The sequence below is a fragment of the Streptomyces sp. NPDC030991 genome (assembly GCF_055571235.1).
This window is the reverse complement of sequence record NZ_JBVIFR010000016.1, coordinates 74,730-89,840: the sequence shown is the minus strand read 5'-3', so window position 1 is coordinate 89,840 and position 15,111 is coordinate 74,730. Positions and strand designations below refer to the sequence as shown.

The 15,111-nt window shown below is 73.2% G+C and carries 16 protein-coding genes; 6 read left to right on the top strand and 10 right to left on the bottom strand.

The features are described 5' to 3' along the window. Positions 1 to 882, top strand: a complete 882-nt coding sequence (gene sigJ / locus ACZ45E_RS27570) for an RNA polymerase sigma factor SigJ (protein ID WP_468225301.1) — start codon at positions 1 to 3, stop codon at positions 880 to 882. 254 nt (positions 883 to 1,136) lie between these two features. Continuing rightward, positions 1,137 to 1,898, top strand: a complete 762-nt coding sequence (locus ACZ45E_RS27565) for a GntR family transcriptional regulator (RefSeq protein ID WP_468225298.1) — start codon at positions 1,137 to 1,139, stop codon at positions 1,896 to 1,898. Between the two features lie 141 nt (positions 1,899 to 2,039). Here ACZ45E_RS27565 and ACZ45E_RS27560 read toward each other — a convergent pair whose 3' ends face one another. The 3 genes from ACZ45E_RS27560 to ACZ45E_RS27550 all read right to left on the bottom strand — a co-directional run bounded on the left by ACZ45E_RS27560 (position 2,040) and on the right by ACZ45E_RS27550 (position 5,211). Then, positions 2,040 to 3,197, bottom strand: coding sequence for an ROK family transcriptional regulator (locus ACZ45E_RS27560; RefSeq protein WP_468225296.1), 1,158 nt, complete (start codon positions 3,195 to 3,197; stop codon positions 2,040 to 2,042). Positions 3,198 to 3,328: 131 nt separating this feature from the next. Beyond that, positions 3,329 to 3,979, bottom strand: a complete 651-nt coding sequence (locus tag ACZ45E_RS27555) for a response regulator transcription factor (RefSeq protein WP_468225294.1) — start codon at positions 3,977 to 3,979, stop codon at positions 3,329 to 3,331. A gap of 14 nt (positions 3,980 to 3,993) precedes the next feature. Further along, positions 3,994 to 5,211, bottom strand: coding sequence for a sensor histidine kinase (locus ACZ45E_RS27550; RefSeq protein WP_468225292.1), 1,218 nt, complete (start codon positions 5,209 to 5,211; stop codon positions 3,994 to 3,996). A gap of 107 nt (positions 5,212 to 5,318) precedes the next feature. Between ACZ45E_RS27550 and ACZ45E_RS27545 the strand changes: the two genes are divergently transcribed. The 4 genes from ACZ45E_RS27545 to ACZ45E_RS27530 all read left to right on the top strand — a co-directional run bounded on the left by ACZ45E_RS27545 (position 5,319) and on the right by ACZ45E_RS27530 (position 8,348). Further along, positions 5,319 to 6,242, top strand: a complete 924-nt coding sequence (locus tag ACZ45E_RS27545) for an ABC transporter ATP-binding protein (protein WP_468225289.1) — start codon at positions 5,319 to 5,321, stop codon at positions 6,240 to 6,242. Between the two features lie 3 nt (positions 6,243 to 6,245). Next, positions 6,246 to 6,980: an ABC transporter permease gene (locus tag ACZ45E_RS27540; protein ID WP_468225287.1), complete on the top strand. Its 735-nt coding sequence runs from the start codon at positions 6,246 to 6,248 to the stop codon at positions 6,978 to 6,980. Between the two features lie 44 nt (positions 6,981 to 7,024). Continuing rightward, positions 7,025 to 7,444, top strand: coding sequence for a hypothetical protein (locus tag ACZ45E_RS27535; RefSeq protein WP_468225285.1), 420 nt, complete (start codon positions 7,025 to 7,027; stop codon positions 7,442 to 7,444). Between the two features lie 97 nt (positions 7,445 to 7,541). Continuing rightward, positions 7,542 to 8,348 (top strand): SAM-dependent methyltransferase, encoded by an 807-nt coding sequence (locus tag ACZ45E_RS27530; protein ID WP_468225282.1) that lies wholly within the window; start codon positions 7,542 to 7,544, stop codon positions 8,346 to 8,348. On the opposite strand, the gene mug is transcribed toward ACZ45E_RS27530, so the two are convergent. From mug to ACZ45E_RS27495, 7 genes are all read right to left on the bottom strand, one after another. Further along, on the bottom strand, positions 8,349 to 8,909 hold the full coding sequence (gene mug, locus ACZ45E_RS27525) for a G/U mismatch-specific DNA glycosylase (protein ID WP_468225544.1): 561 nt from the start codon (positions 8,907 to 8,909) through the stop codon (positions 8,349 to 8,351). After that, on the bottom strand, positions 8,906 to 10,354 hold the full coding sequence (gene purB / locus ACZ45E_RS27520) for an adenylosuccinate lyase (protein WP_468225280.1): 1,449 nt from the start codon (positions 10,352 to 10,354) through the stop codon (positions 8,906 to 8,908). The genes mug and purB overlap by 4 nt, the downstream gene beginning before the upstream one ends. Positions 10,355 to 10,420: 66 nt before the next feature. Then, the gene (locus tag ACZ45E_RS27515) at positions 10,421 to 11,302 is read right to left on the bottom strand and encodes a Cgl0159 family (beta/alpha)8-fold protein (protein WP_468225278.1); all 882 of its coding nucleotides are present in this window, start codon (positions 11,300 to 11,302) and stop codon (positions 10,421 to 10,423) included. Beyond that, positions 11,299 to 12,273, bottom strand: a complete 975-nt coding sequence (iolC, locus tag ACZ45E_RS27510; protein ID WP_468225276.1) for a 5-dehydro-2-deoxygluconokinase — start codon at positions 12,271 to 12,273, stop codon at positions 11,299 to 11,301. Before iolC ends, ACZ45E_RS27515 begins: the two co-directional genes overlap by 4 nt. 3 nt (positions 12,274 to 12,276) lie before the next feature. After that, positions 12,277 to 13,197, bottom strand: a complete 921-nt coding sequence (locus ACZ45E_RS27505; protein ID WP_468225274.1) for a TIM barrel protein — start codon at positions 13,195 to 13,197, stop codon at positions 12,277 to 12,279. A gap of 166 nt (positions 13,198 to 13,363) precedes the next feature. Beyond that, positions 13,364 to 14,107 (bottom strand): GntR family transcriptional regulator, encoded by a 744-nt coding sequence (locus tag ACZ45E_RS27500; protein WP_468225272.1) that lies wholly within the window; start codon positions 14,105 to 14,107, stop codon positions 13,364 to 13,366. Positions 14,108 to 14,254: 147 nt separating this feature from the next. Then, a complete protein-coding gene (locus ACZ45E_RS27495; RefSeq protein WP_468225270.1) occupies positions 14,255 to 15,028 on the bottom strand; it encodes an SGNH/GDSL hydrolase family protein in 774 nt (257 codons plus the stop codon). Positions 15,029 to 15,111 lie beyond the last annotated feature (83 nt).

Genomic DNA, 15,111 nt, shown 5'->3' with positions numbered 1-15,111 from the left:
GTGTCCACTGATACAGGGATCGATGTCTTCCAAGAGCACCGCCCCGTCCTGATGGGCGTGGCCTACCGCATGCTGGGCCGCGTCGCCGACGCCGAGGACGTGGTCCAGGACGCGTGGCTGCGCTGGGCCAGGTCCGACCGGGCCGACGTGCTCGAACCGCGCGCCTACCTGGTCCGCGTCACCACCCGCCTCGCCATCGACCGGCTGCGCCAGGCACAGACCCGGCGCGAGTCCTACGTGGGCCCGTGGCTGCCCGAGCCGCTCGTCACCGACTTCGGGCCCACCGTCCCCGACACCGCGGAACGGGCCGTGCTCGCCGACTCCGTGTCGCTCGCCGTCCTCGTCGTCCTGGAGTCGCTCTCGCCCCTGGAGCGCGCCGTGTTCGTGCTGCGGGAGGCGTTCGGGCTGCCGTTCGCGGAGATCGCGGCCACCCTGGAGCGCGGCGAGGCCGCGGTGCGCCAACTCGCCGCACGCGCGCGCAAGCACGTGGAGGAGCGGCGGCCCCGCTTCGACGTCGACCCGGCCCAGCAGCGCGATCTGACCGAGCGGTTCCTCGCCGCCGCGACCGAGGGCGACCTCGACGGACTCATGTCACTGCTCGCCCCGGACGTACGCCTGGTCGGCGACAGCGGCGGCAAGGCGAAGGCGCCCGTACGCGTCCTGGAGACCGCCGACAAGGTGGGCCGGTTCCTGGCGGGCGCCGCGGGACAGGGGAACGCCGAGGGGTTCGAGTTCCGCACCATGGAGATCAACGGCGGCCTCGGGCTGCTCGCCCTCTCCGACGGCAAGCTCGACGCCGTCTTCCAGCTCGGCATCAGCGACGGCAAGGTCCAGTACATCTACATCGTGCGCAACCCGGACAAGCTCCGGACGCTGCTGTAGGCCGCGCGCCACAAGGGCCCGCCGTCCGCGATCGCGGACGGCGGGCCCTCGCGCGTGCCGCACGAACGCCGCGTGAACGGAGTGCGGCCCTCCATGAACGCTCTGCGGCAAAGCCCCTGTGCGGGCGGTAACCGATCGAGGATTGGTCTTGACCAAGTTCGGAGGCGGCCCTACGCTCGCAGGGATAGTGCAGGAACCTTTAATAAACAAGGGCGCTAAAAAGCCGCCGGGGCACGGCTGTTGCGGAGGACAGGGTGGGGACCACGCAGTTGGAAGCGGCACCGGAGCCGAAGTACTGGCACCTCAAGACCGTGCTCAGCGAGGCGCTCGACTCCGAGTTCGCCGTCGGGGAGATCCTGCCGAACGAGCGTGACCTCGCGGCCCGCTTCGGCGTCGCCCGTGCCACGCTCCGGCAGGCCCTGGAGCAGCTCGAACTCGAAGGACGGCTGCAGCGCCGCCGCGGCGTCGGCACCACCGTCGCGCCGCCGAGGGTGGGCGTCGCCGTCGCCTCGAACGACCACGACTGGCCCGGCGCCAGCGGGGACGCGTGGCAGGCCGTCGACTGCACCCCGGCCGTGCCGCCCGCCGCGGTCGCCGACATGCTGGGCACCGCCCCGGGCGAGACCGTGCACGTGCTGCGCCGTACGCGCGTCTCCCACGGTCAGCCGGTCGCCGCCGAGCTGCTCTACGTCCCGTCGGCCTCCGTGCCCGACCTGACCGCCATAGACGCTCCCTCCGGCGCCGCACGCGCGCGTGCCGTCCTGCGCGAGCTGCAGCGGTTCGGCCTCGACGGCCAGGACCGCGCGGTCGAGCTGGGCTCGGCCCGCGCCGACGACGCGAGGGAACTCGACCGACTTCCCGGCGCCCCGGTCCTCGTCGTCACGACCCGCTACTTCAGCGACGGCGTCACGGCAGCGGTCTCCATGGCCACCTACCGGGCCGACACCTGCCGCCTCACCTTCGGCGACACCCCGGACGTGGAGATCCACCACACCCCCGAGACCCGGGCGTCCTGACCCCGCACGCCCACGGCCGGCGGGGGACGACCCCGCCGGAGCCGAGCGCCCGGCCGCGAAGGGCGGTCACCCGCGCACGGCGCGCAAGCGGACCCGAACCAGACCCGGCCCCGGACCGAGCTGCCCCGGGCGCGAGCCCCGTCATCGCCGGGCCGAAACCGTCCCCTCCGTGGCGAACAGCTGCTCCTCCACGTGATCGAGCGCGAGCCGCAGCGCCCCCGTGGCCACAGCCGCCTCGCCCAGCATCGACAGGGCGACCCGGGGCGGCCGCAGGCAGTACCGCTCCAGCTCGCGCCGGAGCGGATCCAGCACCCCGTCGATCCCGGCGGCCCACCCGCCGACGATGACGAGCTCCGGGTCCAGCGCCAGCACCAGCGCGGCGACATCGTGCACCAGCCGCTGGATGAACCGCTCCATCGCCGCCCCGGCCCGCTCGTCGCCCTCGCGGGCCAGCGCGAACACCTTCGCCACGGCCGGCTCGTCCAGCGGATGCAACGGCTCGTCCGTCGTCGACAGCAGCGTCTCCGGCCGCACCTCGCGGCCCAGCAGATGCAGCGCCCCGATCTCCCCGGCAGCGCCCCCGTACCCCCGGTGCAGCCGCCCGCCGATCAGGGAACCGGCCCCGGGACTGAGCCCCGCCAGCACGAACACCAGGTCGTCCGACTCGATCCCGGCGCCCTTCCAGTGCTCGGCCACGGCCGCCGTGTTGGCGTCGTTCTCCACGATCACCGGGCACTTGAAGGAGCGCCGCAGCCGCTCACCGAGCGGCAGCCCGGTCCACCCGGGCAGCGCCGTACCGAGCCGCACCGTGCCGTCGGCCTCCACGATGCCTGGGCTGCCCACACCGACCGCGCGCAGCGAACTGCGGGCCACCCCGGCGCGGCGCAGCAGATCCGCGACGGTCCCGCGCAACCGCTCGATGCGCTCCTCCGCCGGTGCGGCCTCGTCGACGTCCTTGGAGGCCGAGCCGAGGATCCTGCCGTCGAGCGCCGAGAGCACGGCGGCGACCCGGTGCGGCCCGATCTCCAGACCCAGCAGATGCCCCGCCTCGGCCCGGAAGCGGAACTTCCGCGCGGGCCGTCCCTGGCGCCGCGCGCCCGGTTCCTCGACGGTGGTCTCCACGACGAGTCCGGCCTCGATGAGCCCCTCGACGACGCCTTCCACGGTCGGCCGTGACAGCCCCGTCACCCGCGTGATCTCGGTGAGCGTCGCGAAATCCGTGGAGCGCAGCGCGTGCAGCACCACCGCGGAGTTGATCCGCCTGAGCAGAGAGGGATCCCCGCCGGTCAGCTGCCCCAACGTCCGTCCTCCCAGCAGTTGCGCGTGTTCGCCGGATGGTACTCGCCACGGCCGACACCGGCGAGAGTCGGGTGCACTTCTGCGGTAACGGGTGCTCACCCGGGCAGGCTCCGAAACAGGCGATACGGCGTTCAGTGCGGCGCGACGAAACCGGATTCGTACGCGGCGATCACCGCTTGCGTCCGATCGCGGGCCCCGAGCTTGGCGAGCACGGCGCTGACGTGCGACTTGACCGTCTCCGTGCCGACCACGAGATCCGCGGCGATCTCCGCGTTCGACAGGCCGCGCGCCATTCGCCGCAGCACCGCCGCCTCGCGCTCGGTCAGCGCGGCCCGCTCCATCGTGGCCCGCGCCGACGCGTTGCCGTACTCGGCGGCCAGCTTGCGCACCGCCGCCGGGAAGAGGAGGGACTCACCCGCCGCGACGAGCCGCACCGCGTGCACGATCTCGGCGGGCCGTGCCCGCTTCAGCAGAAACCCGTCGGCGCCCGCGCGCAGCGCCCCGTACACGTACTCGTCGTTCTCGAAGGTGGTGATGACGAGGATCTTCGGCGGTCGCCGCACGGCACGCAGCACCGCGCGCGTGGCCTCGATGCCGTCGAGCAGCGGCATCCGTACGTCCATGGCGACGACATCGGGGCACAGCGCGCGCACCAGGGGGATCACCGCCGCGCCGTCGGCCGCCTCACCCACTACCTCGATGTCCGGCTGCGCCTCCAGCACGGCGCGCAGACCGGCGCGGACGAGGGGTTCGTCGTCGACGAGGAGCACGGTGAGCGGCACCCGGCCAGCCTAGGTCACCCCACCGGCAGTTCGACGTGCACCTGCCACTGGCCGCCGACAGGACCCGTGCGGGCCCGCCCGCCCAGCAGCGCGGCCCGCTCCCGCATCCCGCGCAGCCCGCTCCCCGTACCGTCGGCCCCGGCCCGTGCCCCGGCGGGCAGGTCGTTGCACACATCCAGGCAGAGCCGGCCGTCGGCGACGGTGAGCGCGACCCGGACCGGGACGGTGCCGCAGTGCCGCAGGACGTTGGTGAGCCCTTCCTGCAGAATGCGGTAGCCCTCCCGTGAGACGTGCCCGGGCACCGACTCCAGCGGGCCGCTGACGCGCACGTCCACCTGCGTCCCCGCGGCCCGCGCCGAACCGAACAGCCGGTCGGCGTCCCGCAGCGTGGGGCGGGAACTCACCGGCTGCTCCGCCTCCCGCAACACCACCAGCACCCGCTCCAGATCCTCCAGAGCGGCCCTGCCGGTCTCCTCGATGGCGTCCAGGGCCCGGTCCGTGAACGCCGCGTCGCCCGCCGCCCGGGCCGCGCCCGCCTGCACCACCGCCACCGTCAACGCGTGGCCGATGGAGTCGTGCAGCTCCCGCGCGATGCGGTTGCGTTCAAGGAGCCGCTCGGTCCGTTCCTCCAGGAAGGCGAGGCGCTCGGCCGCGGACGGGCCGAGCAACAGCGGGGCCGCCCACGCCATCAGCCGGCCCGCGCCCTCCACCACGTACAACAGGGCCAGGAGCACGACGGGGATGAGCGGCGCGCACCACCAGCCCTGCCCCGGCAACGGCAGCGGGGACACCGTGCTCACCGGCTGACCCGCGGCGGCGCCGGTCAACTCCAGCACCACCGCCATCAGCTGCGACGTCACAAGAGCCACGGAGAGACCCAGGGCCAGCCGCAGCACCAGCCAGACCGCCGTCCTGCCCCGGTCCCGCCACGAGGCCGACGGGGTGACCGAGACCTCCCCCTCCGCGCCGCCGCCCGCCACGCGCGCGTGCCCGCCGGGAAACAGCATCAACCGCGCCTGCAACCCCTCGGCGCGCCGGACCACCGGCACCGTCCCCACCAGGACGAGCAGCGGTACCGGTAGGACGTAGATGAGCGCCCAGTCCCGCGGGGAAGGGGACGAGAGGCCCGGATAGATGGCGCCGCACACGAAGGCGAACGCCGCGGCACACAACAGATGCAGCCAACGGGTGTACGTGACCGCACACGTCAGCGGTCTCAGCAGGCGGGGCATGCGGCCATCGTGCCAGCCGCGCCGGCGCCGGCGGCTCCCCCGTGCGAGGGAGGCGGTCCCCACCGGCGGGGGAGGACCGGCGCCCCGGAGCACGCGAGGCTGCTGTCATGACCAGCATCGACGTCCAGGACCTCACCAAGGAGTACGGCACGACGCGCGCCGTGGACCGGCTGACCTTCCGGGTCGGGCCGGGCCGCGTCACCGGGTTCCTCGGGCCGAACGGAGCCGGTAAATCCACCACCATGCGCCTCGCCCTCGGCCTCGCCAGGCCCACCTCCGGGAGCGCCCTGATCGGGGGCCGCCCCTATGCGGCGTACGACGAACCGCTGCGCCAGGTGGGCGCGTTGCTCGACCCGCAGGCCGCCCACGGCGCCCGCACCGCGCGCGACCACCTGCTGATGCTCGCCGCCACCCACCGCATCCCGGTGCGCCGCGTCGAGGAGGTGCTCGAACAGACCGGTATCGCGGCGGCGGCCGGGCGCCGCGTGAAGACGTTCTCGCTCGGGATGCGCCAGCGTCTCGGGATCGCGGCGGCCCTGCTCGGCGACCCCGCCGTCCTCCTGCTCGACGAGCCGTCCAACGGACTCGACCCCGAAGGCATCGTCTGGATCAGGGAGTTGCTGCGCGACCTCGCGCGCGCGGGACGCACCGTCCTCGTCTCCAGCCACCTCATGAACGAGACCGCGACCTTCGCCGACCACCTCGTCGTCCTCGGCCGCGGACGGCTGCTCGCCGACACCTCGATGCCGGACTTCATCGCCGCGCACAGCGCCCGCCGCGTCCGGGTACGCACCACCGAACCCGACCGGCTGCGCGCCGCACTCGCGCGCGCGGGCCACCCCCTCACCCTCGCGGCGGACGGCCGCTGCACCGTGACCGGCGCCACCGCCGCCGAGGTGGGCGCCCTGGCCGCGGCCGACGGCATCCCGGTCCTCGAACTCGCCGACGAGCACGCCTCGCTGGAGGAGGCCTACCTCGCTCTGACCGCGAACGACACCGAGTTCACCGCCACGCCGCTCCAGGAGGTCTGACCCATGTCCACCACCGCCGTACTGCACTCCGAGTGGATCAAGGTCAGATCGCTGCGCGGCAGCCTCGGATCGCTGCTCGCCGTCTTCGTGTCCACCGTCACGATCACAGTCCTCGTCTTCGCCACGGTGGGCCGCGCCGAGGCCGACCACGGGGACGACGCCCTCCTCGGCGCCTTCTACGCCCTCAACTTCGGCCAGATCGCCGCCCTCGCCTTCGGCGCCACCACCGTCTCCGGCGAATATCTCGACGGCGCGCTGCGGGTGTCCCTCGCGGCCGTACCCGACCGAACTCTGCTCTACGGAGCGAAGATCGGCGTCATCGGCGGGTGCGCCCTCGTCACCGGCACCGCCACGACCTTCACCGCGTTCCTCGCCGGTCAGGCGTTCCTGGGCGACGACGCCCTCGGCCTCGGTGACCCCGGCGCGCTGCGCGCCTGCGTCGGCGGCGGTGTGTACCTCGCGCTGATGGCGCTGTTCGCGGCGGGACTCACCGCCGTACTGCGCAGCGCCGTGGCCGTGTTGAGCATCCTCGTCCCCTTCCTGCTGATCGTGTCGTTCGTCGTCGGGGACGTCGCGGGTGCCGCCGCCGACCTCCTGCCCGACCGCGCGGGCCAACAGGTCCTGCGCCACCACCCCGTGGGCTCCCTCGGCCCCTGGACGGGACTCGCCGTGACCGGGGCGTGGGCCGCGGCGGCCGTCCTCGCCGGCTGGTGGACGGTGCGCCGCAGGGACGCCTGACGCCCGGTCGGCCCGTTGTCAGTGGCGGCCGCTTTACTGGAGGCATGAACATCGCGGAGCAACTCGCGACGATCGACCTGCTGTGGAGCGGCCCCTTCCCGGCCGAGCACGGCAGCTCCGTCGCGGGCTGGGGCGGCCCCGGGTTCGTCATGGCCGAGCTGGCCGAGCGGGACGGAGACCGCGACCTCGCGGAGGCCCAGGCGGACGCCGACCGCGACGGCCTGACCGCACTGCTCACCGCGCGCTGGGGGGAGCCGTACCGGCTGAGCCTGTGGAGCACGCATGCCCGGGCCCTCGAGCACGGCGAGGAGATACCCGAGCCCTGGGGCTGGCTCAGCGCCTGTGCCCAGGACCTCCACCTGTGGGGCGTCGGCGAACGATGGGTGGCCCTCGCCGTCGCCCGGCAGGGTGACGACCAGCCGTACCAACTCCTCACGGTGATCACGGACATAGCCCCTCCCTGAGCACGCCTGTACGGAACTCCCGTGCCACCATGGGATCTTGAGCCCGACCCCACCTCGACAGGGTTCACCGCCCCGAGGACCGCACGAAGGAGAGCACATGAGCGACGACAGCGCGCAGCAGCCGGGGGAGCGGATCGCCGGCCACATCGCGCACAACGCCCGTGTGTGGAACTACTGGCTGGGCGGCAAGGACCACTACGAGGTGGACGAGCAGGTGGGGAACATGGTGACGTCCATGTACCCGAGCATCGGCGAGGTCGCCCGCGCCGACCGCGCCTTCCTGGGCCGCGCCGTGGACTTCCTCGCGGGCGAGGCGGGCATCCGCCAGTTCCTCGACATCGGCACGGGCCTGCCGACCGTGGACAACACGCACGAGGTCGCCCAGCGCATCGCGCCCGACGCCCGCGTCGTCTACGTCGACAACGACCCGATCGTGCTCACCCACGCCCGCGCGCTGCTCACCAGCTCCGCCGAGGGCGCCACCCACTACGTGGACGCGGACGCGCACGACCCGCGGGCGATCATCGAGGCCGCGTCCGAGACGCTCGACCTGGAGCGGCCCGTCGCGGTCATGCTCCTCGGCATCCTCAACTTCGTCCTCGACACCGACGAGGCCACCTCCATCGTGCGCCGCCTCGTCGACGCGATCCCCTCCGGCAGCTACGTCGTCCTGACCCACCCGACGCTGGAACTGGGCGGCGAGGGCAACGAGGCGGCGATGAAGTTCTGGAACGAGAACGCGACCCCGCCCATCACCGCCCGTACCGGCGCCGAGGTCATGGCGTTCCTCGACGGGCTGGAGCTCGTCGAGCCCGGCCTGGTCTCGTGCGCCCGCTGGCGCGCCGAAGGCACCGAGGAGGGGCCGCTGGTCGCCCAGTTCGGGGTCGTGGCCCGCAAGCCGTAACTACTCGGGCAGGTCCGGGCAGGACGCGGCGGCGCGCAGCCGGGCGAACTCCTCGGCCATCGTCGCCGTCGTCCAATGCGCGTTCAGACCACTGGGGTTGGGCAGCGCCCACACCCGGGCGCCGCCGATCGTCCGCTCCTGCGGCCCGATGCGCGCCTTGGGCTCCTGGAAGGCCGAGCGGTACGCGGTCACGCCCACCACCGCGAGCCACCGGGGCCGCAGCCGCGCGACCTTCTCCGTCAGGAGGCGCCCGCCCTCCCGGTACTCCTCGGCGCTCAGTTCGTCGGCCCGCGCCGTGGCCCGCGCGACCACGTTGGTGATCCCGAGCCCGTACGACGTCAGCTCGTCCTGCTCGGCGGGGTGGAGGCGGCGCGGCGTGAAGCCGGAGAGGTGCAGCACGGGCCAGAACCGGTTGCCGGGGCGCGCGAAGTGCTGCCCCGTCGCCGCCGACATCAGGCCGGGGTTGATACCGCAGAAGAGCACGTGGAGGCCGCTCGCGACGATGTCCGGAACCAGACGGTCACGAGCGGCCTCCAGCTCCGCGGGGGTCGGCCGCGTCAGAGGATCGCCCCCGGCGCGTACCCCGCGGCCCGCGGGTGCTGCTTCACGATCCGCTCGACACGGGCCACGATCTGCTCCACCTGACCGGCGGCCGCGCCCGTGAACGACAGCTTGTCCGCCATCAGTCCGTCGAGCTGCGCCCGGTCCAGCGGGATACGGGCGTCGGCGGCCAGCTTGTCCAGCAGCTCGTTGCGCTCGGCGCCCTGCTCGCGCATCGCGAGGGCGGCGGCGACCGCGTTCTCCTTGATGGCCTCGTGCGCCTCCTCGCGGCCCACGCCCGCGCGCACCGACGCCATCAGCACCTTGGTGGTGGCGAGGAACGGCAGGTAGCGGTCGAGCTCACGGGCGACGACGGCGGGGAACGCGCCGAACTCGTCGAGCACCGTGAGGAACGTCTCCAGCAGACCGTCGAGCGCGAAGAACGCGTCGGGCAGCGCGACACGGCGCACCACCGAGCAGGACACGTCGCCCTCGTTCCACTGGTCGCCCGCCAGCTCGCCGGTCATCGACGCGTAGCCGCGCAGAATCACCATCAGCCCGTTGACGCGCTCGCAGGAGCGGGTGTTCATCTTGTGCGGCATCGCCGACGAGCCGACCTGGCCCGGCTTGAACCCCTCGGTGACCAGCTCGTGCCCGGCCATCAGCCGGATCGTCTTGGCGGTCGAGGAGGGCGCCGCGGCCAGCTGCACCAGCGCGGTGACGACCTCGTAGTCCAGCGAACGCGGGTAGACCTGGCCGACCGAGGTGAACGCCTCGGAGAAGCCCAGGTGGGCGGCGATCCGCTGCTCCAGGTCCGCGAGCTTGTCCGTACCTTCCGCGGAACCGCCGAGCAGGTCGAGCATGTCCTGCGCGGTGCCGACCGGGCCCTTGATGCCGCGCAGCGGGTAGCGGGCCAGCAACTCCTCGACCCGGCCGTACGCGACGAGCAGCTCGTCGGCGGCGGTCGCGAAGCGCTTGCCGAGCGTGGTGGCCTGCGCGGCGACATTGTGCGAGCGGCCCGCCATGACCAGCTCGCCGTACTCACCGGCCAGCTTGGCGAGGCGGGCGAGGACGGCCACGCTGCGGTCGCGCACCAGCTCAAGGGAGAGCCGGATCTGGAGCTGCTCCACGTTCTCCGTGAGGTCGCGGGAGGTCATGCCCTTGTGGACCTGCTCGTGCCCGGCGAGTGCGTTGAACTCCTCGATGCGGGCCTTCACGTCGTGGCGCGTGACCTTCTCGCGCTCGGCGATCGACGCCAGGTCGACCTGGTCCAGCACTCGCTCGTAGTCGGCGATCGCGGTCTGAGGCACCTCGATCCCGAGGTCCTTCTGGGCCTTCAGCACGGCGAGCCAGAGCCGGCGCTCCAGCTTCACCTTCTCCTCGGGCGACCAGAGGGTGGCGAGCTCGGCGGAGGCATAGCGTCCGGCGAGAACGTTCGGGATACGGGGCTTGGCAGGCGCAGTCACGTGTACGGAGTTTACCGGGCGTCCCTACAGGCTCCGAACCACCTGCCCGCTGGAGGAACCTCCAGGTCACCGACGGTTGCCGTGGACGAGCCCGGCCGCGATGTCGACGGCCGCGGCGACGTCGCCGCCGGGCGGGTACAGGAGGGCGCGTCCGACCACCAGCCCGCGCACCGCGGGCAGGGACATGGCGCCCGCCCAGGAGGCGTAGGTCTCGTGCGGGTCGCCCCGCGGGTCGCCGCCGAGCAGGAGCGTCGGCAACGTGGTCGCGTCCAGGACACGCGCGAGTTCGTCGACGACCGGCAGCTTCAGCCAGGTGTAGGCGCTGCTCGCGCCGAGCCCGCTCGCGATGTGGATCGACCTGATGACGCTGTCGGGATCGAGCAGATTGCGTACGCGCCCTTCGTGGCGCACCGTCAGGAACGGTTCGACCATCGCCATGAGGCTGTGCTCGGCCAGGCTGGTGACCGCCGCCGCCGTCGCCTCCAGCGTCCGTACGGTGCCGGGGTCGTCGAGGCAGATCCGGGTGAGCGTCTTGCCGCCCTCGAGCCCCTGGGCGGCGATCACCTGGGTGGTGTACGCGGTGAACCGGTCGTCGAGTTCGAAGGCGGCGCCCTGGAGCCCGCCGCGGTTCATCGAACCGATGGCGATCCGGTCCTCCAGGGCTCCCATGAGCAGGAGGTCGTCGAGGAGGTCGGGGGTGCCGAGGACCCCGTCCACGCCGGGCCGGGCCAGCGCGGTCGCCAGCCGGTCCAGCAGGTCGGTGCGGCTGGCCATGGCTCTGTCGTCACCGCGGACCCCGAGGGCGCCGCGGGCCGGGTGGTCGGCGGCGACGATGAGCAGGCGCCCGTCGTGCCCGCCCAGCGGGCGGCGGGAGCGTTTCTGCCAGGAGCGGCCGACGCGCCCGGGGTCGTCGGCGCGGATCCCGGTCAGCCGTGCGGCGTCGATCATGCGGTTCCCGCCCTCCGGGCCCGCGGCGGGGCGGCGAGGGCCGCTTCCACCTCGGACGTCGTCGGCATGGCGGTGGAGCAGGCGAGGCGGGAGGCCACGAGGGCGCCCGCGACGTTGGCGAACTCGATGGTCCTGCGCAGCTCCCAGCCGCTGAGGAGGCCGTGGACGAGGGCGCCCCCGAACGCGTCCCCGGCCCCGAGGCCGTTGACGACGTCGACCGGGAACGGCGGGACCTCCACCCGCTCGTGCCGGGTGGCCGCGAGGACCCCCTTCGGGCCCTGCTTGACGACGGCCAGTGCGAGGCCGCGGTCCAGGAGCGCGTCGGCCGCCCGGCGCGGCTCGCTCTCGCCGACGGCGATCTCGCACTCCTCCCGGTTGCCCACGGCGACGGTGACCTGGTCGAGCGCCCGCTCCACCTGCCGTGTCGCCTCCTCGGGGCCGGTCCAGAACATCGGCCGGTAGTCCAGGTCGAGGACGGTGTGAGCGCGGCGGGCCCGGGCCTGCCAGGCGGCGAAGTGGGCGGCCCGGCTCGGCTCGGCCGACAGGCCCGTCACCGTCGCCCAGAAGACGGCCGCCTCCCGGATGTCGTCCAGCGGCAGCTCCTCGGCTTCGATCATGAGGTCGGGCGCGCCGGCGTACCGGTAGAAGTAGAGCGGGAAGTTGTCGGGCGGGAAGACCTCGCAGAAGGTCACGGGTGTGGGCGGCCCGTCGGGCGCGGTGATCGGGGTGAGGTGGGCGGTGTCCACGCCGAGCCGGGCGGCCTCCTGCCGTACGTACCGGCCGAAGGGGTCGCGGCCGACCCGGGAGATGAGGGCGGCGTCGCGGCCGTGCCGGGCCGCCGCGACGGCCACGTTCGTCGCGCTCCCGCCGAGGAACTTCTCGAACGTCCGCACCTCTTCCAGGCCGACGCCCTGGTCGAGGGGGTAGATGTCGACCCCGGTCCGGCCGATGGCGACGAGCTCGTGAGCCATGGGTCAGCCCTCCACGGGGTCCGCGCGGTGCCCGGCGGCGCCGGGCAGGGAGAGGAGGTGCGCGACCGAGGCGCGGACCTCGTCGGCGGGCCCGGCGCCGGCCCCGGTGCCCGAGGGGGGCGGCAGGATGGTGTCCTGTTCGAGCACGTACCACCCGGTGTACCCGTCGGCTTCGAGGAGTCCGACGATCGCGGCGATGTCGATGTCGCCGGCGCCGAGAGGGACGTACATCCCGGCGGCGACCGCCTCGGTGTACGTCATCCGCCCGGCCCGCACCCGGTCGCAGAGGTCCAGGCGTACGTCCTTGAGGTGGACGTGGGCGATCCGCCCGGGCTGCCCGGCCGCGACGGCCACCGGGTCCGCGCCGCCGATGAGCAGGTGCCCGGTGTCCAGGCACAGGCCGATGCCGCTGCCGTCGAGGACGCGCCGGGTCTCCTCGCCCGACTCGATCATGGTGCCCACGTGCGGATGGAGCGTCGCGACGAGGCCGGCGTCGGCGGCGACGGCGGAGATCCGGTCGAGGTTGGCCAGGAGCGCCGACCAGCCGGCGGCGTCGAGCGGGGGGCGGGCGTCGTAACCGTGGGTGCCAGTGGCGGCCGCGACGACGACCGTGCGCGCGTCGGCGGCGAGGAGCGCGGCGATCGCCGTCCCGATCCCGGGGAGCGGGTCGTGGTGCGGATCGTGCAGGACGGCCGGGACGAACTGGCCGACCGCCCGCAGGCCGTACGAGGCGAGCGTCGCGGCCTTGTCCGCCGGGGCGTCGGGGAGGAAGCCGTTGGGGCCGAACTCGGTCGCGGTGAGGCCGACTTCGCGCATCTGGCGCAGGACCAGGTCGGGGGCGAGCTGGTGCCCCCAGCCGGGGACCTCGCAGACCCCCCAGGAGATCGGAGCTCCCGCGACGCGCTGGGCGAGCGGTGTGGTCACGGCCTTCCTCCCTTTCTGTGGTTCACGCGGCGCGCGGGGCCGGTCTCCCGCTCACCTGCCCCGAGACTGCCCCTACCGATCACAGCCTGTCAACCTATTGTCCTGACATATAGGGTCCGGGCTCGCCGGTCGTCCGGACGCCACGGAGCGGTGCGCCGCGGTGCTGTCAGCGGGCCGCGATGGTCATTTCGAAGGAGTAGCGCGAGGCCCGGTAGAGGTGGGCCCCGTACTCGATGGGCCTGCCCGTGTCGTCGTACGCGGTCCGGGTCATGGTCAGCAGGGTGGCGCCGCGGGTCTCGTCGAGCAGTTTGACCTCGGCCGCGGTGGCGCGGCGGGCGCCGATGGTCTGCTCGGCCGTGTGCAGGTCCACGCCGGACCTGCGCAGCAGCTGGTAGAGGCCCGCCTCGGTCAGGGCTTCGGCGTTCAGATCGGCCAGGCCCAGCGGGAGGTGGTTGCGCATGAGCGCGATGGGCTGCTCGTCGGCGAACCGGAGCCGCTCGATCGCCAGGACCTCGGTGCCCTCGTCGAGCCGCAGCGCCGCGGCGGTCGCGGCGTCCGCGGGCCGGGCGGCGACCGCCAGCACCTCGGTCCTCGGGTGCCGGTCGTCGCGCTCCAGGTCGTCGTAGAGGCTGGAGAACTCGATCTGGCGGCGGATGCGGTTGGTGACGACCTGGGTGCCCACGCCGCGCTTGCGGGCGAGCAGCCCCTTGTCCACGAGGTGCTGCATCGCCTGCCGCATGGTCGGGCGGGAGAGTCCGAACTGGTCGGCCAGGGCGATCTCGTTGCTCAGTCGCGTGCCCGGCGGCACGACGCCGGTCTCGATGAGCTGCTGCAGTTGCTGGGCGAACTGGAAGTACAGCGGGACCGGGCTGCTCCGGTCGATGGTGATCAGTTTCGTGAACGACTCCACGTCACCCTCCTGGGCACTGCTGCGAAACGACAACAGTATGGCGCACTTCCCATTAAGCTCCATATGTCCGTAGGTTCGTACGTACGGATGTCATGACAAAGCGAGTTCCGCTCGTGCGCCGGTCCGCGCGGGCCCGGACGGACCGCGCTACTCCTGCGTCCAGGGGAGCAGGTCGGGGCGCTTGGGCGGGCGGCCGTCGCCGGAGGACCGGCCCGTCAGCCTGCGGCCGATCCACGGACCCAGGTGCTGCCGGGCGAAGCGGGCGTCGGCCACGCGGCGGGACATCCAGCCCGGCGCCACCGCGGCCTCCAGGGGCGTGCGCCAGTCCGACTCGGCCTCGTGGCCCAGGGCCTGCCAGACCGCCTCGGCGATCCGCCGGTGGCCCTCCGCGGTCGGATGCAGCCGGTCCACGTCCCACATCCGCTGATCGCCGAGGACGGGCACCCCGTACAGGTCGACGACCAGGGCGTCGTGGCGCGCGGCGAGGTCGTCGATGCAGACGTACAGCTCCTCCATCCGCGGCCGGAAGCGCTGCATCACCGGGCCGTCGCGCCCGGGGCTGCGCATCAGGACGAGCCGCTCGCACGACGGCGCGAGCTTCTCGACGGCCTCCGTGAGGAGGTCCCGCACCCGGACCATGTCGCACTTGGGCCGCAGCGTGTCGTTGAGGCCGCCCACGAGCGTCACCACGTCGGCCTTCATCTCGGCGGCCACGTCGACCTGCTCGTCGACGATCTGCTTGATGAGCTTGCCGCGCACGGCGAGATTCGCGTAGCGGAAGCCGGGGCTTCGTGCGGCCATCCGAGCGGCCAGCAGGTCGGCCCAGCCCCGGTAGGTGCCGTCGGGGAGCAGGTCCGACATGCCCTCGGTGAAGGAGTCGCCGACCGCGACAAGACTGGTGTATTCGGCATTCATCTGCATGGCGGCAGAAATCGTATCCCGCCCGGTGACCGGCGCGTACGCGGCAGGTCTGGGCAGCGGCTCCGGACGGCGGTATGCCGGGA